The sequence below is a fragment of the Blastococcus saxobsidens genome (assembly GCF_002938435.1).
Lineage (GTDB): Bacteria > Actinomycetota > Actinomycetes > Mycobacteriales > Geodermatophilaceae > Blastococcus > Blastococcus saxobsidens.
Window position 1 is genome coordinate 73,017 of the sequence record NZ_POQT01000002.1, and the last position, 20,078, is coordinate 93,094.

Below are 20,078 nucleotides of genomic sequence, written 5' to 3' on the forward strand. Positions count from 1 at the left end.
GACCGCCGGGCCCGCGGCGGCAGAGCCTCAGCGGTGCCGGCTGGGGACGCGCGCCATGACGTGGCCCGCCTCCATACGGACCTCGAGCTTCTCCTGGGGGTTGGCGGCCGGGCCGCGGCGGGGCTCGCCGTTGTCGAGGTCGAAGGCCGACCCGTGCCACGGGCAGACCAGGCACTCCGAGCCACGCACGGTCTCCACGGTGCCCTCGTCGAGCGGTCCCGACAGGTGCGAGCAGGCGGCCACGAAGACGTCGACCCGCCCGCTGCGACGGATGACGGCCAGCGGCACCGCCATGCTGCCGCCCTTGCCGGAGCGCATCGCCGGGCGCCCCTCCGGCAGGTCGTCGAGCGGCCCGAGGTCGAGCCAGTCGGTCGACAGGGCGCGCACGGCCGTCGCCGCGTGGGAGGCGCCGGAGGACTGGGCGTAGGACATGTGCCCGCCGATGGCCGCCGAGCTCCCGGCGAGGCCCAGACCGCCGTAGGACAGCAGCCGACCGAGGCCGCCGCGCCCCGCGCCGCGCGCGACCAGCGATCCCACGTACAGCCCGAGAGCGGCGGTGTTCAGCACCGCGTGCAGGGCGCCCAGGCGGCGGACACCGGTCCCCTGCTCCGACCAGTCGGCCGCGCCCGAGAGCGCGGCGGGCACGGCGGCGGCCACGCCGGCGCCGATCAGCACCGTGGCGGCCGGCCGCAGCCGCGGAACGGCGTCGAGGAGGCCGGCGGACACCCAGCTGCCCACCGGGACCTGCACGAGGACCGGGTGGAGGGGGTGCCCCAGCCAGGTGCCGTGCAGGACGTCCTTCACGGCGCTGGGCATGCCCTGCACGGCGCGCCGGGCCGGCTCCATGGCCTTGTCGACGGCCGACACGTCCGCGATGCGGTCCAGGAAACCCATGAGGCTCATGGCCGCCCCCTACCCCCGACCGCGCGGCTCGACTCACGACCGCGGCTGCGGACTCACAGGCAACGGTGAGCAAGGACACGGGTGGATCCCAGTGACGACCGGCATGTTCAGGCGTGACAGGGGTTATGCCGGAGAGGAGCCTTGACCCTGCTCACCCACGACGACCCGTCCGACTGCCGAAGGATCCCCGTGACCAGCCCGTCCCTGCTCCGCCGCGGCCACGCCGCCGACGCGTTCGGCGACCTGTCCCGGGCCACGGCGCGATGGGCGCAGGACACCGCCCCCCGGCTGACGACGCGACTGGGCCGGGACGACACCACGGCGCAGTTCCTGCGCTTCGTGCTCGTCGGCGCCGTGACCACGGCGGTCTACGCCCTCCTGTTCGTGACCCTGCGCGGCGGCGGCTACCTGCCCGCCCACCTGGTGGCGACGGGCGTCTCCACGGTGCTGGCCAACGAGCTGCACCGCCGGCGGACGTTCCGGGCCGAGGAGCGCGTGCACTGGTTGACCGCCCAGTGGGAGGCCGGCGGCGTCACCGTCCTCGGTCTGCTGGCGACGAGCACGGCACTGGGCCTGCTGGAGGCGCTGACCGAGACCGCGCACCTCGGCCTGCAGATCGCGACCGTCGCGGTCGTCACGGGGTTCATCGGGCTGATGCGTTTCCTCGCGCTGCGCTGGATCTTCCGTCCCGCCACCACCTCGGGCTGATCGCGCCGCGCTGAGGACCGGGCCGGTCAGCGATAGCCTTGCCCGGGTGACCGAGCCGAGCCCGCGCCGTTCCCCGTGGCCCGGCCACGCCCGCCGGGCCGGCCGGTGGGCCGCCCGCATCGGCCTCGCACTGGGCGGCGCCCTCGTCGCCGTACTGCTGTTCGCCCGCACGGACGCCGCGATCGGGCCGTTCGACGCGAGCCTGGCGTTCCGGCCGGCGGGCGGCGGCGCCCAGGTGTCCGTGCCGCCGCTGGGCGCCCTGGCGGTCGACGTGTACGACGGGCCGCTCCGCCTCGACGTCGCCCTCCAGCGGGTGGACCAGGACCGGGCCCAGGCCCTGGCCAGCGACCCGGTGAAGCTCGCCGGCGTCGTCGACCGGGTGACGGAGGACCTGCAGGGCGCGGTCGTCCGCCTCGTCTGGCTGACGGCCTTCTGGGCCCTCGCCGGAGGCGCGCTCACCTCCTGGGCGGTGCTCCACCGCCGCCGGGAGCCGCTGATCGCCCTCGGCCTCACCACGGCCGTGCTCGCCGGCACCGGGACGGTCGCGGCGGCCACCTGGCGCCCCGAGGCGCTCTCCCAGCCGACCTACACCGGCCTCCTGGTCAACGCCAACAGCCTGATCGGCAGCGCCGAGGACATCGTCGCCCGGTTCGACGCCTACCGGGCCTCCCTCGAGGACCTGGTGTCCAACGTCGGCACGCTCTACGCCACGCTCTCCGCCCTGCCGGCACCATCGGAGACCGACACGGTGGCACTGCTGCACGTGTCCGACATCCACCTCAACCCGGCCGGCTTCGACCTCATGGAGCAGGTGGCCGAGAAGTTCGCCGTCGACGGGGTCCTGGACACCGGCGACATCACCGACTGGGGGAGCGAGCCGGAGAACCGCCTGCTCCCGTCCGTGAGCGACCTCGAGGTGCCCTACGTCTTCATCCGGGGCAATCACGACTCCGCCGTCACCGCGGCCCTGCTGGCGGCGCAACCGAACGTCACCGTGCTGGACGACTCGGACGTCACCGTCGCCGGCATCCGGATCGTCGGGACCCCCGACCCCCGGTTCACCCCCGACAAGAGCACCGGCGACGACGACGCCGGCCCCGAGGTCCTGATCGAGTCCGGCGAGGAGCTGGCCGAGGTGGCGGCCGATCTGGACACCCCCGCGGCGGTGGCGCTGGTGCACGACCCCAAGCAGGCCCCGCCGTTGGACGGCATCGTCCCGCTCGTGCTGGCCGGGCACACCCACGACCGGGACGTGTCGGTCCTGGACGGGGGCACCCGCCTGATGGTGCAGGGGTCCACGGGGGGCGCCGGGTTGCGCGCCCTGCAGGGCGAGTACCCCGAGCCGCTGACCTGCACGGTGCTGTACCTGGACCCGGACACCGGGGCCCTGCGGGCCTACGACGAGATCACCCTCGGTGGTCTGGGCCAGACCGACGTCACGGTGCAGCGGACGCTGCTCCCCGTCGCCGCCGGTGGCGGCAGCGCGGAGGGGGAGGACACCACCGACGGCAGCGTCCCCCAGGACGGCGTCCCGCAGGAGGGCGTCGGGACGACGGGCCTCCCTTCGGCGCCTTCCTCCCCGCCCGGGTGAGCGCGCGGCCCTAGGCTGCGGGCATGTCGACGACCCGCGCCGCCCGCCTGGCCGGCGGCCTGCTCGCCGGCGGCCTCCTGCTGACCGGCTGCTCCTTCACCTCAGAGAACGTCTCCTGCTCGGGAGGGTCCTGCTCGGTGACCCTCACGGGCGACGGCGCCCAGGCGGAGATCCTGAACACCACGCTCACCTTCGGCGGGGTCCAGGACGGCAGGGCCACCCTCAGCGTGGGCGGTGCCAGCGTCTCCTGCGGCGAGGGCGAGAGCGTGTCCGCAGGCCCGCTGCAGCTGGCCTGCTCCGGCATCACGGAGGACTCGGTGGAGCTCACCGCCAGCGTGAACTGACCGCCAGCGTGAACCGGGCTCCGGCTCAGCCGGCGTGGGCGACCTCGACGACCAGGCGCGTGGGCCCCTCCAGCAGATATGCCCGGAACGGCCGCGCGGCCCGAGCTCCGATGAACGCCGACGTCACACCCTCGTACGTACCCGCGAACACGACCTCCGTGACGCTGCCGGTACCGGCAGCGGTCAGCGGGGCCTCGGCGGCATATTCCTCGACGCCGGTGTCATAGGGATATCCGGCGCCGGAGATGCGTACCTGCAGGATCACGTCGCCGGCCACCGGCACGGGGGCGCCGCTGCCATCCTGAGTCGCCTCCTCCACGTACCGGACGTCCCAACCCGGTGACCCGGCACCCCCGAGCTCGAACACCACCCGGTCGAACCCCGGCTGGGCCGCCAGGCGAACAGCACCGACGGTCAAGCGAGCGTCCTCCGACGGCTCGGCGGTGCCCGGCTCGGTGTCGCCGCGAAAGCTCGACACCGGAGCTTCGCTCTCCGCCTCGGTGGTGGGTGCGCTGGAGTTCGAGCTGCTGCTGGAGACCGCTCCACCCGTCGAGGCCGCCGTGTCGGAACGCCCCTCCCCGGCACAGCCGGTGAGCAGGGTCAGCGAGGCGAGCAGGGCCGGAAGGGCGAGCCGTCGAATGGAGGACACGGGGCCAGCCTCGCATCTGGAACCCCCCGGTAAGAGGAGGCGCGGGGGCATGTATTGTTCTCGCTGCCCCCGGCGAACGAGAGCCCTCATCGTCTAGCGGTCCAGGACGCCGCCCTTTCAAGGCGGTAGCACGGGTTCGAACCCCGTTGGGGGCACGATGCACCACAGCAAGGCCCTGTAGCGCAGTTGGTTAGCGCGCCGCCCTGTCACGGCGGAGGTCGCGGGTTCGAGTCCCGTCAGGGTCGCTCTCCGGTGGAGCCACCGGGAGGGGCAGGTAGCTCAGTTGGTACGAGCGCTCGCCTGAAAAGTGAGAGGTCGGCGGTTCGACCCCGCCCCTGCCCACCCTCTGCGAACGGGCTCGGCGCGACGCGCCGGGCCCGTCGTCGCATCTCAGGACCAGCTGCGGTCCGCCGCCACCTGCGCGTAGACCTCGGCGTGCACCTGCCGCACGGCGGCCCGCTGCTCGGCCCGCCAGGCCCGGTCGGCCGGACGAGGCATCGGGCGGGCCAGGGAGGCACCGATCGCCGCGGTGAGCGACACGGCGTCCAGCCCGTCGCGGTCGTCGTTGCCGTAGGTCACGACCTCCGACCACTGGTGGGCGAACCAGCCACAGCTCGGCGCCACCACCCGCGTGCCCACGTCCCGGCAGATCTCCAGGTCCCGCGAGTGCGTGCCGCACCGCTCGGGGAGGACGGCGACGTGCAGCTGCTGCAGCTGGGCGACCCAGTCCGCGGTACCGAAGCGGACCAGCTCGAGCCGGCCGCCGTCGGCCAGCTCGACGATCGCGGGGTCCAGGGCGGGCGCCTCCGCCTCCTCGACGAGCACGCGCAGCCGCCCGCCACCGGACACCGCACCGGAGAGCGCCGCCCGCACCAGCCCGACCGGGTCGGGCACCGCGGCGGACGCCTCTCCGACCCGCACACCCACCAGCCCGCGCTCGGCACCCAGCTCGGGGTCCGCCGCACAGATCGATGGGTGCGCGACCACGATGGCGGTCCGGCCGTACCGCTCGGCGATGTCGTCGGCCGCCCCCGGCGTCAGCGTCAGCACCACCTCGGCCGTGGCCAGCACGGCGGCCACGGCGCCGTCGCGCCCCCCGGCCGGCGCGCCCGCAGGATCCCGCAGCTGGTGCACCGTGACGACCAGCGGGACGCCGAGGCGCTGCAGCGCCTCCGCCCACGGCTCCATGGCCGCATCGTCCAGGTGGCCGTGACCGGCGTGCAGGTGCACCACGTCGAGGTCGCGGGTGTGCGCCGTCAGGTGGGCGATGTCGAGCCAGGGGCTGCCCTGGTCGTCGCCCCCGAGACGGGTCACGCCGTCCGGGAGGACCGCGTCGACGTAGGGATCACGGTGCGGGATGGTGACCACCCGGACGCCTGCGCCCAGGCCTTCGGGCAGCCCGGCGTCCGGGGGTTGTGCGGGGCTCACGCGGCGGTGCGTCTCCTCGTGCGGTCGAGCTTCGCGACAGCACGGTGTCGCTCGACGTCCTGGGACCCGGCTGGTGGTCGAACCGGTTCTGGGCTCGCTACCCCGCCGGATCGGCGCCCAACCCGTGAGCAACTCCATCGTGTGAGGCGGCGTGTCGCTCCGGTCACCGACCTCGGGCGCCGGACCGGCGGGCAGTGGCGTAGGACGGCTCCCGGAAACGGGCCAGCGGCCCGTCCGGCACCAGCCCGGGCGGCGCGTTGCGGACGGCGTCGAAGCGCATAGCGGTGTCCAGCCGGTCCTGCGCAGCGGTGCTGTACAGCCGGGCGAAGGGCCGCCACGCGCCCCTCCCGACGGCCGCGGCGAGGGTGAACGCCAGCACCCGGTCCGACGCCGCCCCGGCCACCGGCCCGGGGTCGGACGAGCCCCCCGACGTGGCGGGCAGCGCCGCGATCCGGATCGGACCGGCCGCCGACGAGTACGCCATGATCGAGCCGTAGGTCACCTCGGCGCCGATGCGCGGCAGCGGTACCAGCCGGCCCCAGGCACCGCGGCCCGTGCTCGAGAGCAAGAGGTCCACCGGCGCGTCGTCGCTGCCCAGGCGGATCGCGAGGCCGAGGACGTCGGGCAGCGGCGCGGGCAGCCCGGCTCCACGGGACAACCGCACCACGACCGGCTCGGTGCGCACCTCGTCCAGCCAGGGCACTCCGAGTCCCGGCGTCGCGCCGTGCCGCTCGAGCACCGCGTCGAAGACCGCCCCGCGCGGGTGCATGGGCCTGCCGCCGCGCCAGCGCGCCACGGCGCCCAGGGGCACGGCAACCGCCCTGCCGGCAAGCTCCGCCAGATCCGCCACGACGTCCTCCAGGTCTCGGACGGGCGGCGTACCCGGACCGACCGGACGGCTATGCACCGGCCTCGGTGGTGGGCAGCGTCACGCCTCCGGGCCATCTGGCGAGTCCTGCTGTTACCGGTGGGACGGAAGCCGATCCGGTGGGCGAACTGTGCGCATGTCGACCGGGATGTCGGTGAAGATCTGCCGGGTGACACGGACCAGTCCGCGCCCTACGTTGAGTGCATGCTCTCGACACTCCTGGTCATCGGCGGTGTGCTGGTCGGTCTGCTCGTGCTGCTGGCCGTGATCGTGAGCCTCAGTGCCCGGCCGGCCACGGCCACCCGCACGACCCCTGGCGGCACCCGCACGCCGGTCTGGGCCGCCGACGCCGGCCGCCCGCACCCCGACGCCTGGTCGGCACCCGTCGCCTCCACGACGAGCGAGATGCCCGCCGTCCGCTGATGTCCTGCGGCGGTCAGCCGCCGTCGGTCATCAGCTCGGCCCCCCGCTCCCCCACCAGAACCGCCGTCGCCGCCGGACCCCGGCTCGGGACCCGCGGCAGCACCGCCGTGTCGGCGACCCGCAGCCCGTCGACCCCCCGCACCCGCAGCTCCTGGTCGACCACCGCCCCGGGGTCGGACTCCGGCCCCATGCGCGCCGTCCCGGACAGGTGCACCGCCGTGGTCAGCCGCTCCCGGATCCAGCGGTCCAGCGCGGCGTCGTCGCGCGGCAGCTCCGCGGGCTCGCCGAACTCCCCCAGCGCCCGTGCCGCCAGCAGTTCCGCCGCCAGCCGGACCCCGGCACGCATGCGCGCGGCGTCGGCCGCCTCGGCGAGGTGCCGGTACTCCACCAGCGGTGAGCTGCCGGGCGCACCGTCGACCAGGGTGAGCCGGCTCGTGCCCTCGGTGCGCTGCAGTCCGACGCCCACCTCGACCGGCCGGCCGGGCGCCGGGCGGCCGGTCATGACCTGGGCGAAGGGCGCCAGCCAGGGCAGCACCTCCAGGTCCCCGGGGACGGTGGCGCCGTCGGACGTGGTGTGCAGGACGCCGTGCAACGGTGCCTCCCCCGGCCCGGCCGGAACGCCGTCGCGCGGGCTGAACGGCAGGTAGACCAGCGGGTGGTCGGTGCCGCCCTCGCCGACGCCCGGCGCGTCGACCAGCACCTCGATGCCGGCCGCCCGCAGCCGCTGCGCCGGACCGATGCCCGACAGCAGGAGCAGGTGCGGCGAACCCACCGCACCGGCGCAGAGCACCACCTCGGCGGCCCGGACGTCGCCGGCCGACGTCCGGACGCCGACCGCCCGTCCCCGCTCGAGGAGGACCTGCAGCACCTGGACGCCCCCGCGCACCGCCAGCCCCGGGTGCCCGCGGCGCGGGGCGAGGTAGGCGTCGGCGGCGCTGATCCGCACGCCGTCCAGGACGTTGCGCGGCACCGGCCCGTACCCCGGGAGGCCGCCGGCGTTCTTGTCCGGCTCCTCGGGCATCCCGAGCTCCGCGGCCGCGGCCGCGAACGCGTCGGCGAGCGGGGACCCGCCCGCCGGCCGGGCCACCGGTACCGGCCCGTCGGCGCCGTGCCCCGGCCGGTCCCCCACGTCGCGGTCGCTCTCCAGGCGGACCAGCGCGGGCAGCAGCCGGTCCCAGGCCCACAGGTGGTTGCCCGCGGCGGCCCAGCCGGCCGCGTCGTGCGGCGTCGGCCGGATGAAGTACCCGGCGTTGGTGGCGCTCGATCCACCGACGACCCGCCCGCGGGGCACCCGGAGGGTGCGCCCGTCCGGCAGCAGGCCGGGCAGGTCCCAGTTCGCGGGATGGCCGGGGACCGCCGCCCGCAGCGTCGTCGCGTCCCGCAGGTCCTCGGGGACGTCGGACGCCCGCGGGTGGTCGGCGCCGGCCTCGAGCAGCAGCACCCGCCGTCCGGCGTCGACCAGCCGGGCGGCCAGCGCGCAGCCCGCCGTCCCGGCCCCCACCACGACGACGTCCCAGCCGCCGTCCTCAGCCATCGGCGAGGCCGAGCGCCACAGGCAGGTCCAGGCGTCGGACCTTGCCGGTGGAGGTGCGCGGCAGCTCGGCCAGCGCGTGCAGCGCCTTGGGCCGCTTCGTCGGCGCCAGCCGCTCCCGCGTCCAGGTGGTCAGCTCCGCCGGATCGGCGTCGCCCACGTAGGCCGCCACCACGCGCTGCCCCCAGTCGGGGTCGGGGACGCCGAACACCGCGCTCTCCACGACCCCGGGGTGGGCGTCGAGGACGGCCTCCACCTCCGCCGGATAGACGTTGACCCCGCCGGAGATGACCAGGTCCTCCCGGCGACCGTCGAGCCACACGATGCCGTCGTCGTCGATCCGGCCGAGGTCGCCGACGGTCACCCGGTCGTCCCGCCAGGCCGCCGCCGTCTTCTCCGGAGCCCGCCAGTACTCGAACCGGGCCCAGCGGGGCACGGCGCACCACAGCTGGCCCCGCTCGTCGGTCTCCAGCCGCCGGCCCGGCCGGGCCCGGCCCACGCTGCCGGGGGAGGCCAGCCAGTCCTCCGGCGAGCAGACGGTGAACTGCGCCTCGGTGGAGCCGTAGAACTCCCAGACGCTGCCGTCGGGCAGCGCCTCGAGAACCGCCCGCTTGAGCGGCTCGGGGCAGGGTGCGCCGGCGTGCACCAGCCGGCGGAAGCAGGACCAGTCGACGCCCCCGTGCGCGAGCAGCCGCTGCAGGTGGGTGGGCACGCAGAAGGTGCTGGTCGGCCGGAGCGTGCTGATCGCCGACGCGGCCCGGTGGACGTCGAAGGCGCCCGGCAGCAGCACCTCTCCCCCGGCCAGCAGGGCGTGGACGGCGAAGCGCAGCGGCGCGCTGTGGTGCAGCGGCGAGAGCACCAGGTGCCGGTCACCCGGGCCGAAGCCCCACAGCTCGATCTCCTCGGCGGCCAGGGCACGGGCGTCGGCCGGCGCCAGCACGCCGGACCAGACGCCCTTGCGCCGCCCGGTGGTGCCCGACGTGTAGTGCATCGGCCGGGCCAGCGGCACGTCGGCGAGGTCGGCCTCCTCCTCGCCCAGCAGGCGAGCCGGGTCCGCGCCCACGTCCAGCCCCGGGTCGGCGTCCTCGGCCAGCGCGGCGCGCTCGTCGGCGGGCAGCGCCGGGTCCAGCACGACCGGCACGATGCCCGTGCGCAGGGCGCCGAGCACGACCGCCAGCAGCTCCGGTGACGCCGTCGCCGAGACCAGCAGCCGGTCACCGGAGCGCAGACCGGCGGCGGTGAGCGAGGCGGCCGCGCGCCGCTGGTCGCGCTCGCTCCCCGCGCTGGTGACCAGCGGGACGTCGCTCATGCCGTGCGCACCCTCTCCGCCGGGCCCAGCACGACGCGGCCCTCGACGGCGAGCTTGTCCAGCGTGGCGCGGGTGGACTGGGCCGCCGCCGGCCACACCTCGCGCGGCACCTGCGCATAGACGGTGGCGACGAGCTGGTCCACGGTGGCGGCGCCCGCCGCCAGGGCGTCCAGCAGCTGCTGCTCCCGCTGCGCCCGGTGGGCCAGGTAGAAGTCGAGCACCGCGCCGGGGTCCTCGGTCAGCTCGGGGCCGTGCCCGCAGTACAGCGCGCTGGGGCCCAGGTCGTGGACGCGGCGCAGCGACTCCAGGTAGGCCACGACGTCGCCCTCCGGGTGCGTGACCACCGACGTCCCCCGGCCCAGCACGTGGTCACCGACCAGCACGGCGCCGGACTCCAGCCGGAACGCGAGGTGGTCGGCCGTGTGCCCGGGGGTGGCGACGACGTCGATCGCCGTCCCGGCCAGGGACAGCCGCTCCCCCGGTTCCAGCACCCGCCCGCCGGGGCCGGCGACCGCGGGGCTGCCCGCGGCCACGGGCGCGCCGAAGCGCTGCCCCCAGGGCAGGGCCGCCTCCGCGTGGTCCCCGTGATGATGGGTGACGAGGACGGCGACGCAGCGGGCACCCCGCGCCCCGAGCGCGGCCTCCACGGCGGCGAGGTGCGCAGCGTCGTCCGGCCCGGGGTCGACGAGCACCGCCTGCCCGTTGCCCGGCGCACCGACGACGTAGGTGTTCGTGCCGTCGAGCGTCATCGGCGAGGGGTTGGGCGCCAGCACCCGGGTGACCAGGGGCTCGAGGTCGGCGGTGCGCGGCAGGGCACCCAGGGCGGGCAGGCCCCAGCCGGTGCGGGGATCGGGCAGCGCGGTCACGGCCCGCACGCTAGCGTCGCTGCCACCTCTCCGCGCCCCCGGTGGCTAGCCTGCCGGGCATGCGCCGTTCCCTCTCCGCATACCGCACCGGCCTGTCCGTGGCCGCAGCGCTCACCCTGCTGACCGCTTGCGGAGGCTCCGACGGGGGGAGCTCTGCGACCGGCACACCGACCACCGCGGCAGCGAGGTCGCAGTTCTGCACGCAGGCCGCCAGCATCCAGGAGCGGCTGGGGGCCACGGCCAACGGTGTGTCCGATCCGACGGAGCTCCCCCAGGTCCTGCGGCAGGCAGCCGACGAGATCCGGGCGATCGATGCGCCCGAGGAGATCGAGGCGGACTGGAACGCGCTGGCCGACGGGGCGCAGCGGTTCTCCGAGGCCATCGCCGGCATCGACTTCCAGGACCCGGACGCCCTGGCCACCCTGGAGCAGCAGCTCACCCCGGTGCAGCAGGGGCTGGCGACCGCCTCGACCAACGTCGAGGACTACCTGCGCGACGGCTGCGGCATCGACGTCCCGACCGGCACCGCCACGCCGGGCGGCTAGCGCGCGTCTGGAACGCCCCCCTGCAGGGGCCCGGCGCGAGCGTGCGAGCGCTGGGGGGCAGGGGGTCCTTCTTCAGCCGCCGCAGCCGCCGAGGTAGATCCCACGGGCGTTCAGCCACGGCACCGGGTCGACCTGCCCGCCGTACATGGCCCCGTTCGGGTGGACCTCGAAGTGCAGGTGGGGTCCGGTCGACTGGCCGCGGTTGCCGACCTGCGCGATCTGCTCCCCCGCCGCGACGCGCTCGCCCTCGCTGACGAAGTAGCGGTTGATGTGGCCGTACACGGTGACCGAGCCGTCGTCGCCCTCGACGTAGACGGCGAGGCCGAAGCCGGTGGCCGGACCGGCCCGGCGCACGACGCCGTCGGTGGCCGAGTAGATCGGCGTCCCGAGCGGGGCGGCGATGTCCACGCCGCCGTGCAGGGCGCCCCACCGCCAGCCGTAGCAGCTGGACACCCGGCCCGACGTCGGCTTCGCGTAGCCGGAGGCGGCCTGCCCACCGCCGCCGCTGCTGCCCTCGGACCCATCGCCGCCGCCGGAGTCGGCGCGCGCGGCTGCCGCCGCGGCCTCGGCCTCCCGGGCTGCGCGCTCGGCCGCTGCCCGCGCCGCGGCCTCCTCGGCCTCCTTCTGGGCCACCCACTGGTCGTGCGCGTTGCGTGCCCCCTGCAGCTCGAGCAGGTGGATCTCCGCGGCCTTCAGCTGCTCCTCGTACGCCGCCTTCTGGGCGTCGACCTCCGCGTAGGCGGCCTGCTGCGCCGCGAGCTGGGCGTCGGCCGCTGCCTTGGTCTCCTCCGCCGACGCCTCGGCGGCGGCCCGCTCGTCCCGGGCGGCGCGGGCCGTGGACTCGGCGTTCGCCTGCCGGATCTTGGCGACCTCCAGCGTGCCGAGCACGTCGAGCTCGTTCTGCGCGACGTAGTCCAGCATCGCGGCGCGCTGGATCAGCTCGGCCGGTCCCCGGGCGTCGAGCAGCGCCGCGGAGCTGGCCAGCGTGGAGCCCTGCATGTAGCTGTCACGGGAGAACAGCGCGATGCGCGCCTCGGCCCTGGCGACCTCGTCGGCCGCCGCCTGCAGATCCGCGGCGGCCTGCGCGGCCGCGGCCTGCGCCATCTCCAGCGCCTCCTTGGCCGCCTCGTAGGCGGTGCCGGCGGCCTCGGCCTGGACGCCGACCCGCTCCAGCTCGGCCTCGGCGCCGGCGAGCAGCCCGAGGAGCCGGCCCACCTCCGCGGCGGCGGCGTCCTTGCTGCCCTGGGCCGCACCCAGCTGGCTGTCGGTGGGGTTCGGCGGAGGTGGCGGCAGGGCTCCCGCCGGTGACGCGGTGCCCAGGAGGACGGCGCCGACCGCCACCCCGGCGAGGGTGGCGCGCAGGGCACGGGACGAGCGGCGCGTGACACGCCGGCGGATGCCGGCCCACGGGGTCAGCGGTCCGGTCGGACGGCGCTGGTGCATGACTCGCTCCCTGGGGAAGAGGGTGGGGCGTTGAGCCCAGCGAGAGTCGCACCGTCACCAGCTGTCACAAAGGCAACACGCGGAACACGTGCCGCGCCGCGATGAGAACGGTCAGTGGCTGTCTCGTGGCCGTCGGCTTGTCGACACGGGGCTCAGCCGCCCGGGCGCTCCAGCTCGTGCGCCAGCGCGTCGAGCTCCGCCCCACCGGCCATCAACCGGATCAGCTCGTCGCGACCGATGTCGGCCTTCGCGAACTCGCCGAGGCTGCGCCCCCGGTTGAGCACGAGGAAGCGGTCGCCCACCGGATGGGCGTGGTGCGGGTTGTGCGTGATCAGGACGACGCCGACGCCGCGGTCACGCGCCTGCGCCACGTAGCGCAGCACCACGCCCGCCTGCTTGACGCCCAGAGCGGAGGTGGGCTCGTCGAGGATCAGCACCCGGGCGCCGAAGTGGACGGCCCGCGCGATGGCCACCGACTGGCGCTCCCCGCCCGACAGCGTGCCGACGGGCTGGTCGGGGTCGCGGATGTCGATGCCCATCGCGGCCAGTTCCCGCCGGGTGACGTCCTTGGCCCGGCCCGCGTCGAACCGGCGGAACGGCCCCCAGCCCTTCGTCGGCTCCGCGCCCAGGAAGAAGTTCCGCCAGACCGCCATCAGCGGGATCATCGCCAGGTCCTGGAAGACCGTGGCGATGCCGGCGTCCAGCGCCTCGCGAGGGGAACCGAAGGTCACCGGCTCGCCGTCGAGCAGCAGCCGGCCGCGGTCGGGCCGGTGCACGCCGGAGAGCACTTTGATGAGCGTGGACTTGCCGGCGCCGTTGTCACCGAGCACGCACGTCACCTCGCCCGCGCGCACCGTGGTGCTGATGCCGTCCAGGGCGGTGACCGATCCGTAGTCCTTGCCGACGTCGCGCAGCTCGAGCAGCGGCGTGGTGGGCGGGCGCGTCATCGGCGGGCCGCCTCGGCGTAGCGGCGGACCAGCCGGTTGGTCAGCACGGCGAGCAGGAGCATCGCGCCGAGGAAGAAGTAGAACCAGTCCGCGTCCCACCGCAGGTACGGGATGCCGAGCTGCGTCATGCCGAAGATCAGTGCGCCCAGCGAGGCGCCGATGGCCGAGCCGAACCCGCCGGTGAGCAGGCACCCGCCGATCACCGCGGCGACGATGTAGATGAGCTCCTGGCCGATGCCGGTGTTGGCCTGCACCGAGGTGAGCCGCACGGCCAGCGTCGTGCCGACGAACCAGGCCGCGCCCGCCGTCGTCATGAACAGCGCGATGGTCGTGCGGCGGGCCGGCACGCCCACGTTCCGCGCGGCCACGTCGTCCCCGCCGGTGGCGAACACCCAGTTGCCGAACCGGGTGCGCAGCAGCACCCAGGTGGCCAGTGCGGTGAACAGCAACCACCAGAGGACGGCGACCCGGACCTCGGCACCCAGCACGCCCACACGGGAGGCGAACACCCACTCCGCGGCCGCGTAGCCGGGGACGTCGTCGATACCGCCGACGGTGACCGTGCCGGTGAACAACTTCGTCAGCCCCAGGTTCAGGCCCTGGAGCATCAGGAACGTGGCGAGCGTGATGATGAAGCTCGGCAGCCCGGTGCGGGTCACCAGCCAGCCGTTGACGAAACCGATCGCCAGCGCCAGCAGCAGCGCGACGCCGATGGCCACCCACAGGTTCTGCCGCAGCTGCGTGGCCACGACGCCCACGGTGAGCGCGGTCGTCCCGACGAGCACGCCGGCCGACAGGTCGAAGTGCCCGCCGATCATCAGCAGCGCGACCGCGACCGCCATGATCCCCAACGTCGACGCGGGGTCCAGCCAGTTGGCGATGCCACGCGGCGAGCGGAACGTCTCCGACTGCACCGCGAAGAACGCGAAGACCACCACGGCGCCGATCAGCGCGCCGAGCTCCGGCGTGACCAGCAGCCGGCGGAGCGGGCCGGGCGCCGTCAGCCGCTCGTCCGAGCGCCGGCCGGCCGGCGCGGTGGCCTCCCGGGTGCTCAGCGCGTACCGGCCGAGGCCAGGTCGGCGATCTCGTCGACGTTGTCGGCGTCGACGATGCCCGGGCCGGTGAGGACCGGCTGCCCACCACCGACGGTGTTCAGGTTCTGGGCGTAGAGCTTGAGCATCACGACCGGCAGGTAGCCCTGCTCGTACTGCTGCTGGTCGACGGCGAAGGCGATGTCGCCGGCCTGGATGCCGCTGATGACGTCCGCGTTGAGGTCGAACGTCGCCACCTGCGCGTCGGAGCCGGCGTCGGTGGCCGCCTCGACCGCCACCGCCGCCACGGCCGAGTTCAGGGTGAGAACGGCGTCGATCGCGGCGTCCCCCTGCAGCTGGGAGGCGATGGCCGACTGCGCGCCCGGCAGGTCGTTGACGTCCACCTGGAGCGGGGTCACCTCGGCGCCCAGGCCCTCGGAGGCGCCGGCGCACCGTTGCTCGAGGCCGATGTTGCCGGCCTCGTGCACGACGCAGAGGACATTGGTCGCGCCCGACTCCGCCAGCTGCTGCCCGGCGCCGCGGCCGGCGATCGCCTCGTCCTGCCCGACGTGGCCGATGGCGCCGAACTCCGCGGACCGCTCGCCACCGGAGTTGATGGTGATGACCGGGATGCCGGCCGCCACCGCGCCCTCGATCGACTCCTGCAGCGCGTCCGGGTTGGCCATCGAGACGACGATGCCGTCGGCTTGCGAGTTCACCGCCGCATCGATCAACTGCGCCTGGCGCTGGGGGTCCCCGTCGCTCTGGTAGTCGACGTCGATCCCGAGGTCCTCCCCCGCCTGCTCGGCGCCGTTCTGCACCACGTCCCAGAAGGCGTCGCCCGCCGAGCCGTGGGTGATGACCGAGAAACTCAGGTCGCCGCCGGCGGAGGTGCCGCCACCGCCGCTCCCGCCGTCGCCGCCGTCCGAGCCGCCACCGCCGTCGGTCGTGCACGCGGCGAGCAGGAGCGGTGCGGCCACGGCGAGTGCCAGCAGTCGCTTCGGTGCGGGCATGGGGGGTCCTCCTGTGCTCGCGGGCGCTCGCCCGCGCGATCGGTCTGCCCCAGGATCATGCCCCTCCCCCTGGTGCCCGGCCGTGAAGAGGGGCCCCACCGGCGCCGTCTCCTCCGTCCGGGCGACAGCCGGACGGCGTTCTAGGCTCCCTGTCGTGGACGTCCTGGGTTCCGGTCATGAGCAGGTCGTGTTCTGCAGCGACGCCGAGTCGGGGCTGAGGGCGATCATCGCGATCCACTCGACCGCCCTGGGCCCGGCGCTGGGCGGGACGCGCTTCTACCCCTACGCCAGCGAGGACGCCGCGGTCGCGGACGCGCTGCGGCTGTCGAAGGCGATGTCGTACAAGAACAGCCTCGCCGGGCTCGACCTGGGCGGCGGCAAGGCGGTGATCATCGGGGACCCGCGCACGGACAAGACCGAGGCGCTGCTGCGCGCCTACGGCCGGTTCGTGGAGTCGCTCGGCGGGCGCTACCTGACAGCCTGCGATGTCGGCACCTACAACGCCGACCTCGACGTGGTCGCCCGGGAGACCCGCTACGCCCACGGCCGCTCGGAGGCCTACGGCGGCTGCGGCGACTCCTCGGTGCTGACCGCCTACGGGGTCTTCCAGGGGATGCGCGCCGCGGCCCAGCACTGCTGGGGCTCCCCCTCGCTGGCCGGCCGCACCGTGGCCGTGGCCGGCGTCGGCAAGGTGGGCTCCTGGCTCGCCGGGCACCTGGTCGACGACGGCGCCGACGTCGTGGTCACCGACGTCGACCCGGCGGCCGTGGAGCGGCTGCAGGCCCGGTTCCCGCAGGTGCGCGCCGTCGAGGACACCGCGGCGCTGGTGCGCACGCCGCACGACGTCTACGCGCCGTGCGCGCTGGGCGGGGCGCTGGACGCCGACACCGTCGCGGCGCTCCCCGCACGGGTGGTCTGCGGCGGCGCCAACAACCAGCTGGCCACCGCCGAGATGGCCGGCCGCCTGGCCGAGCGCGGCATCCTCTACGCGCCCGACTTCCTGGTGAACGCCGGCGGCGTCATCCAGGTGGAGGACGAGCGGCACGGCTTCTCCTTCGCCCGCGCCCAGTCGAAGGCCTCGGGCATCTTCGACGTCGCGCTGCGGGTGTTCGAGCTCGCCGACGCCGAGGGCATCTCCCCCGCCGTGGCGGCCGATCGGCTGGCGGAGGAACGCATCCGGACGGTGGGCCGGCTGGCCACGATCCGGCTCCCGCGCTGAAAAAGGACCCCGTCCGCCCCACCCCTCGCACGCTCGGGGCGGTGCCCTGGACGGGGCCGCGGGGGAGGCCGTGTGCCCGCCGCGGATCGGTGTCGTAATGTTGTCCGAGACATAGTCACTCAGTCGGGGTCGCCACGCGGGCCGCATCAGCCGCTTGGCTGGTCCACCGCACTCCGTAACGAGGGGGTCGAGCCGATGGGGCGCGGCCGAGCGAAGGCCAAGCAGACACGCGTGGCCCGTGAGCTCAAGTACAGCTCACCGAACACCGACCTCACCGCGCTTCAGCGCGAGCTGGCCGGTTCGTCGTCGACCTACACCGCGCCTCCCGCGGCGGACGACGACGACGAGGACGAGGACGACACGTACGCCGATCGTTGGGCGGACGACGACTCCGACGACGACTGGGCGGCCAGCCGCTGACCGGCCGCTCCTCCGTCTGACCACCACGACACCGCGGCCCTCCGGGGCAGCGGTGTCGTGGTGCTGCCACCTGCGCGGCATCCCTCCGTCAGACCCGTCCGGAGGCTCACCCCGAGCCTGCGAGGGGTGAGGGGGACGGGGTCCTTCAGTCGCGGTAGGAGCCGGTGAGCTCGGCGGCCGGGGCGCCGGCGTCGGACCGCTCCTGCAGGCTGCCGGCGATCCACGCGGGCACCCCCCGCGCGGTCAGCAGCTGGACGGCCGCATCGGCGTGCTCGGGCGCGACCGCGGCGACCATGCCGACGCCGCAGTTGAAGGCGCGCTCGGATTCCGCGCGCGGCACCCCGTGCTCCTCCATGAGGCGCACGGCGGCCGGCAGCGCCCAGGTGCCACGGTCGAGTACGGCCTGCAGCCCGTCGGGCACCACGCGGGCGGTGTTGCCGGCCAGCCCGCCACCGGTGATGTGCGCGTAGGCGTGCACGCCCTCGACGCCCAGCTCCCCCACCAGCGCGAGGCAGTCCAGGGCGTAGATCCGGGTGGGCTCGAGCAGCTCGTCGCCCAGCGGGCGGTCCAGCCCGGCGGGGATGGCGGTGAGGTCCAGCCCTGCGGAGGAGACGACACGGCGGACCAGCGAGTAGCCGTTGGAGTGGAAGCCGGAGGAGGCCATCGCGATCACCGCGTCGCCGGCCCGCACCCGCTCCGGGCCCAGGACGGCGTCGGCCTCGACGACCCCGACCGCGGTGGCGGCGAGGTCGTACTCGTCGGCGTCCATGAGGTCGCCGTGCTCGGCGGTCTCACCACCCACCAGGGCTGCGCCGGCCTGGGTGCACCCGGCGGCGATCCCGGTGACGATGGCGGCGATCCGCTCCGGGACGACCTTCCCGCAGGCCACGTAGTCCTGGAGGAACAGCGGCTCGGCGCCGCAGGCGACCAGGTCGTCGACGACCATGGCCACCAGGTCGATGCCCACGGTGTCGTGGCGGTCCAGCTGCCGGGCGAGCGCGATCTTCGTGCCCACGCCGTCGGTGGAGGAGGCCAGCAGGGGCTTGCGGTACTTGGCCGCGTCCAGGGCGAACAGCCCGGCGAAGCCGCCCAGCCCACCGACGACCTCGCGGCGGTTGGTCTTCTCGACCGCCGCCCGCATGAGCGTCACGGCGCGCTCGCCGGCGTCGATGTCGACGCCGGATGCGGCGTAGGTCAGCTCCGGACGGTCGCTCACGGCCGCCTCAGCGCGTCCTCGGCGCCGCCGGGCACCGCCGCCGTCCCGGCCTGCTGGCCGGTCCACCCGGTGACCGCCCGCTGGCCGATGCCCTCGAGCACGTGCTTGCCCAGCACCTCGGGAGCGCCCAGGTCGATCGGGTACTCGCCGGTGAAGCAGGCGGTGCACAGCCGGTTGCGCGGCTGCTCGGTGGCCGCGATCAGCTCCTGCTCGGAGACGTAGCCCAGCGAGTCGGCGTTGATCGAGGCACGCACGCCGTCGATGTCCAGGCCGTTGGCGATCAGCTCCGCCCGGCTGGCGAAGTCGATGCCGTAGAAGCAGGGCCACTTCACCGGCGGGGAGGCGATCCGCACGTGCACCTCGACGGCGCCGGCCTCGCGCAGCATCCGGATGAGCGCCCGCTGGGTGTTGCCCCGCACGATCGAGTCGTCGACGACGACCAGCCGCTTGCCGCGGATGACGTCGCGCAGCGGGTTGAGCTTCAGCCGGATGCCGAGCTGCCGGATCGTCTGGCTGGGCTGGATGAACGTGCGGCCCACGTAGGAGTTCTTGACCAGGCCCAGGCCGTAGGGGATCCCGGACGCCTCGGCGAAACCGACCGCCGCCGGAGTCCCGGACTCGGGCACCGGGATGACCAGATCGGCCTCGGCCGGGTGCTCCTTGGCCAGCCTGCGGCCGATCTCCACGCGGGCGGCGTGCACGCCACGGCCGGAGATCGTCGTGTCGGGGCGGGCGAGGTACACGTACTCGAAGACGCAGCCCTTGGGCTCGGCCGGGGCGAAGTGCTGGCTGCGCAGCCCGTTCTCGTCGATGGCGATGAGCTCGCCGGGCTCGACCTCGCGGACGATCGAGGCACCGACGATGTCCAGCGCCGCCGTCTCGCTGGCCACCACCCAGCCGCGCTCCAGCCGGCCGAGCACCAGCGGGCGCACCCCCTGGGGGTCGCGGGCGGCGTAGAGCGTGTCCTCGTCCATGAAGGTGAGGCTGAAGGCGCCCCGCAGCTGCGGGAGCACCTCCATGGCGGCGGCCTCGACCGACAGATCCGGGCGGGCCGCGATCAGCGCGGTGATGAGGTCGGAATCGTTGGTGGCGAGGAACGCGCCGGCGACGCCGTCGTCGGCTGCCTTCACGGCCAGCTCGGCGGTGTTCACCAGGTTGCCGTTGTGGCAGAGCGCCAGGCCGGTGCCGGCCTCCGTCGTCCGGAACGTCGGCTGGGCGTTCTCCCAGGTGGAGGCGCCGGTCGTCGAGTACCGGGTGTGGCCGACCGCGAGGTGGCCGCGCAGGCTACCGAGGGTCGCCTCGTCGAAGACCTGGCTGACCAGCCCGAGGTCCTTGAAGACGACGACCGAGGCGCCGTCGGAGACGGCGATGCCGGCCGCCTCCTGCCCCCGGTGCTGCAGGGCGTACAGGCCGAAATAGGTCAACTTCGCGACCTCTTCGCCCGGCGCCCAGACGCCGAAGACGCCGCAGGCGTCCTGGGGCCCCGGGGACTGGGGATCGAGGTCGTGCGTCAGCCGTCCATCACCACGGGGCACGGGTCGAGCGTACCGGCGTCCGCCACGGCACCGTGCGGGAATCGGGTGGACCGCGTCACCCCCGGGCACATCGGGCCTGCTCGGGCAGG

20 protein-coding genes and 3 tRNA genes are annotated in these 20,078 nt (G+C 74.9%); 10 read left to right on the forward strand and 13 right to left on the reverse strand.

Annotation, left to right across the window (positions count from 1 at the left end):
* Positions 1–27: 27 nt before the first annotated feature.
* Complete coding sequence (locus C5507_RS01640; RefSeq protein WP_104526803.1) at positions 28–903, reverse strand: Rieske (2Fe-2S) protein; 876 nt, start codon at positions 901–903, stop codon at positions 28–30.
* A gap of 189 nt (positions 904–1,092) precedes the next feature.
* Between C5507_RS01640 and C5507_RS01645 the strand changes: the two genes are divergently transcribed.
* Genes C5507_RS01645 through C5507_RS01655 form a run of 3 tightly spaced genes read left to right on the forward strand, consistent with a single transcriptional unit; the run spans position 1,093 to position 3,546 of the window.
* Positions 1,093–1,611: a GtrA family protein gene (locus C5507_RS01645; RefSeq protein WP_158657456.1), complete on the forward strand. Its 519-nt coding sequence runs from the start codon at positions 1,093–1,095 to the stop codon at positions 1,609–1,611.
* Between the two features lie 46 nt (positions 1,612–1,657).
* A complete protein-coding gene (locus tag C5507_RS01650) occupies positions 1,658–3,202 on the forward strand; it encodes a metallophosphoesterase family protein (protein ID WP_104526805.1) in 1,545 nt (514 codons plus the stop codon).
* A gap of 23 nt (positions 3,203–3,225) precedes the next feature.
* Positions 3,226–3,546: a hypothetical protein gene (locus C5507_RS01655; RefSeq protein ID WP_104526806.1), complete on the forward strand. Its 321-nt coding sequence runs from the start codon at positions 3,226–3,228 to the stop codon at positions 3,544–3,546.
* Positions 3,547–3,571: 25 nt separating this feature from the next.
* On the opposite strand, the gene C5507_RS01660 is transcribed toward C5507_RS01655, so the two are convergent.
* Positions 3,572–4,195 (reverse strand): AMIN-like domain-containing (lipo)protein, encoded by a 624-nt coding sequence (locus tag C5507_RS01660; protein ID WP_104526807.1) that lies wholly within the window; start codon positions 4,193–4,195, stop codon positions 3,572–3,574.
* A gap of 82 nt (positions 4,196–4,277) precedes the next feature.
* On the opposite strand from C5507_RS01660, the gene C5507_RS01665 reads away from it, so the two are divergent.
* The 3 genes from C5507_RS01665 (at position 4,278) to C5507_RS01675 (ending at position 4,537) form a co-directional block, all read left to right on the forward strand.
* Positions 4,278–4,350 (forward strand) — tRNA-Glu (locus C5507_RS01665).
* Positions 4,351–4,366: 16 nt separating this feature from the next.
* Positions 4,367–4,440 (forward strand) — tRNA-Asp (locus tag C5507_RS01670).
* Between the two features lie 23 nt (positions 4,441–4,463).
* A tRNA-Phe gene (locus tag C5507_RS01675) sits at positions 4,464–4,537 on the forward strand.
* A 48-nt stretch (positions 4,538–4,585) separates the two neighbouring features.
* Here the strand turns inward: C5507_RS01675 and C5507_RS01680 are convergent.
* Both C5507_RS01680 and C5507_RS01685 read right to left on the reverse strand, forming a co-directional pair.
* On the reverse strand, positions 4,586–5,623 hold the full coding sequence (locus C5507_RS01680; protein ID WP_104526808.1) for a glycosyltransferase: 1,038 nt from the start codon (positions 5,621–5,623) through the stop codon (positions 4,586–4,588).
* 163 nt (positions 5,624–5,786) lie between these two features.
* Positions 5,787–6,473 (reverse strand): phosphodiesterase, encoded by a 687-nt coding sequence (locus C5507_RS01685; RefSeq protein WP_104526809.1) that lies wholly within the window; start codon positions 6,471–6,473, stop codon positions 5,787–5,789.
* A gap of 222 nt (positions 6,474–6,695) precedes the next feature.
* On the opposite strand from C5507_RS01685, the gene C5507_RS01690 reads away from it, so the two are divergent.
* Positions 6,696–6,914, forward strand: coding sequence for a hypothetical protein (locus C5507_RS01690; RefSeq protein ID WP_104526810.1), 219 nt, complete (start codon positions 6,696–6,698; stop codon positions 6,912–6,914).
* A 13-nt stretch (positions 6,915–6,927) separates the two neighbouring features.
* Here C5507_RS01690 and mftG read toward each other — a convergent pair whose 3' ends face one another.
* Genes mftG through C5507_RS01705 form a run of 3 tightly spaced genes read right to left on the reverse strand, consistent with a single transcriptional unit; the run spans position 6,928 to position 10,620 of the window.
* Positions 6,928–8,448 (reverse strand): mycofactocin dehydrogenase MftG, encoded by a 1,521-nt coding sequence (gene mftG / locus C5507_RS01695; RefSeq protein ID WP_104526811.1) that lies wholly within the window; start codon positions 8,446–8,448, stop codon positions 6,928–6,930.
* Positions 8,441–9,754, reverse strand: coding sequence for a class I adenylate-forming enzyme family protein (locus C5507_RS01700; RefSeq protein WP_104526812.1), 1,314 nt, complete (start codon positions 9,752–9,754; stop codon positions 8,441–8,443). The genes mftG and C5507_RS01700 overlap by 8 nt, the downstream gene beginning before the upstream one ends.
* A complete protein-coding gene (locus C5507_RS01705) occupies positions 9,751–10,620 on the reverse strand; it encodes an MBL fold metallo-hydrolase (RefSeq protein WP_104526929.1) in 870 nt (289 codons plus the stop codon). Before C5507_RS01705 ends, C5507_RS01700 begins: the two co-directional genes overlap by 4 nt.
* 59 nt (positions 10,621–10,679) lie before the next feature.
* On the opposite strand from C5507_RS01705, the gene C5507_RS22050 reads away from it, so the two are divergent.
* Positions 10,680–11,165: a hypothetical protein gene (locus C5507_RS22050; RefSeq protein WP_130504271.1), complete on the forward strand. Its 486-nt coding sequence runs from the start codon at positions 10,680–10,682 to the stop codon at positions 11,163–11,165.
* Positions 11,166–11,237: 72 nt separating this feature from the next.
* On the opposite strand, the gene C5507_RS01720 is transcribed toward C5507_RS22050, so the two are convergent.
* The 4 genes from C5507_RS01720 to C5507_RS01735 form a co-directional block, all read right to left on the reverse strand.
* Complete coding sequence (locus tag C5507_RS01720; RefSeq protein WP_104526815.1) at positions 11,238–12,608, reverse strand: peptidoglycan DD-metalloendopeptidase family protein; 1,371 nt, start codon at positions 12,606–12,608, stop codon at positions 11,238–11,240.
* A gap of 152 nt (positions 12,609–12,760) precedes the next feature.
* The gene (locus tag C5507_RS01725; protein ID WP_104526816.1) at positions 12,761–13,555 is read right to left on the reverse strand and encodes an ATP-binding cassette domain-containing protein; all 795 of its coding nucleotides are present in this window, start codon (positions 13,553–13,555) and stop codon (positions 12,761–12,763) included.
* Positions 13,552–14,493, reverse strand: a complete 942-nt coding sequence (locus C5507_RS01730) for an ABC transporter permease (protein WP_242611198.1) — start codon at positions 14,491–14,493, stop codon at positions 13,552–13,554. Before C5507_RS01730 ends, C5507_RS01725 begins: the two co-directional genes overlap by 4 nt.
* A gap of 113 nt (positions 14,494–14,606) precedes the next feature.
* Positions 14,607–15,599, reverse strand: a complete 993-nt coding sequence (locus C5507_RS01735; protein ID WP_104526817.1) for a sugar ABC transporter substrate-binding protein — start codon at positions 15,597–15,599, stop codon at positions 14,607–14,609.
* A gap of 154 nt (positions 15,600–15,753) precedes the next feature.
* On the opposite strand from C5507_RS01735, the gene C5507_RS01740 reads away from it, so the two are divergent.
* Together C5507_RS01740 and C5507_RS01745 are read left to right on the forward strand one after the other, a co-directional pair.
* Entirely contained in the window at positions 15,754–16,818 is a 1,065-nt protein-coding gene (locus C5507_RS01740; protein ID WP_242611388.1) for a Glu/Leu/Phe/Val family dehydrogenase, read from the forward strand.
* A 231-nt stretch (positions 16,819–17,049) separates the two neighbouring features.
* On the forward strand, positions 17,050–17,238 hold the full coding sequence (locus tag C5507_RS01745; RefSeq protein WP_423191795.1) for a DUF3073 family protein: 189 nt from the start codon (positions 17,050–17,052) through the stop codon (positions 17,236–17,238).
* Positions 17,239–17,383: 145 nt separating this feature from the next.
* On the opposite strand, the gene purM is transcribed toward C5507_RS01745, so the two are convergent.
* The gene (gene purM / locus C5507_RS01750) at positions 17,384–18,454 is read right to left on the reverse strand and encodes a phosphoribosylformylglycinamidine cyclo-ligase (RefSeq protein WP_104526931.1); all 1,071 of its coding nucleotides are present in this window, start codon (positions 18,452–18,454) and stop codon (positions 17,384–17,386) included.
* On the reverse strand, positions 18,451–19,989 hold the full coding sequence (gene purF / locus C5507_RS01755) for an amidophosphoribosyltransferase (RefSeq protein WP_104526820.1): 1,539 nt from the start codon (positions 19,987–19,989) through the stop codon (positions 18,451–18,453). The genes purM and purF overlap by 4 nt, the downstream gene beginning before the upstream one ends.
* Between the last annotated feature and the right edge of the window lie 89 nt (positions 19,990–20,078).

Excerpts from the sequence above, each read along its gene's own strand:
- C5507_RS01725 (WP_104526816.1), bottom strand. The coding sequence starts at position 13,555 with ATGACGCGCCCGCCCACCACGCCGCTGCTCGAGCTGCGCGACGTCGGC.
- C5507_RS01700 (WP_104526812.1), bottom strand. The coding sequence starts at position 9,754 with ATGAGCGACGTCCCGCTGGTCACCAGCGCGGGGAGCGAGCGCGACCAG.
- C5507_RS01640 (WP_104526803.1), bottom strand. The coding sequence starts at position 903 with ATGAGCCTCATGGGTTTCCTGGACCGCATCGCGGACGTGTCGGCCGTC.
- C5507_RS22050 (WP_130504271.1), top strand. The coding sequence starts at position 10,680 with ATGCGCCGTTCCCTCTCCGCATACCGCACCGGCCTGTCCGTGGCCGCA.
- C5507_RS01735 (WP_104526817.1), bottom strand. The coding sequence starts at position 15,599 with ATGCCCGCACCGAAGCGACTGCTGGCACTCGCCGTGGCCGCACCGCTC.
- C5507_RS01690 (WP_104526810.1), top strand. The coding sequence starts at position 6,696 with ATGCTCTCGACACTCCTGGTCATCGGCGGTGTGCTGGTCGGTCTGCTC.
- mftG (WP_104526811.1), bottom strand. The coding sequence starts at position 8,448 with ATGGCTGAGGACGGCGGCTGGGACGTCGTCGTGGTGGGGGCCGGGACG.
- C5507_RS01655 (WP_104526806.1), top strand. The coding sequence starts at position 3,226 with ATGTCGACGACCCGCGCCGCCCGCCTGGCCGGCGGCCTGCTCGCCGGC.
- C5507_RS01720 (WP_104526815.1), bottom strand. The coding sequence starts at position 12,608 with ATGCACCAGCGCCGTCCGACCGGACCGCTGACCCCGTGGGCCGGCATC.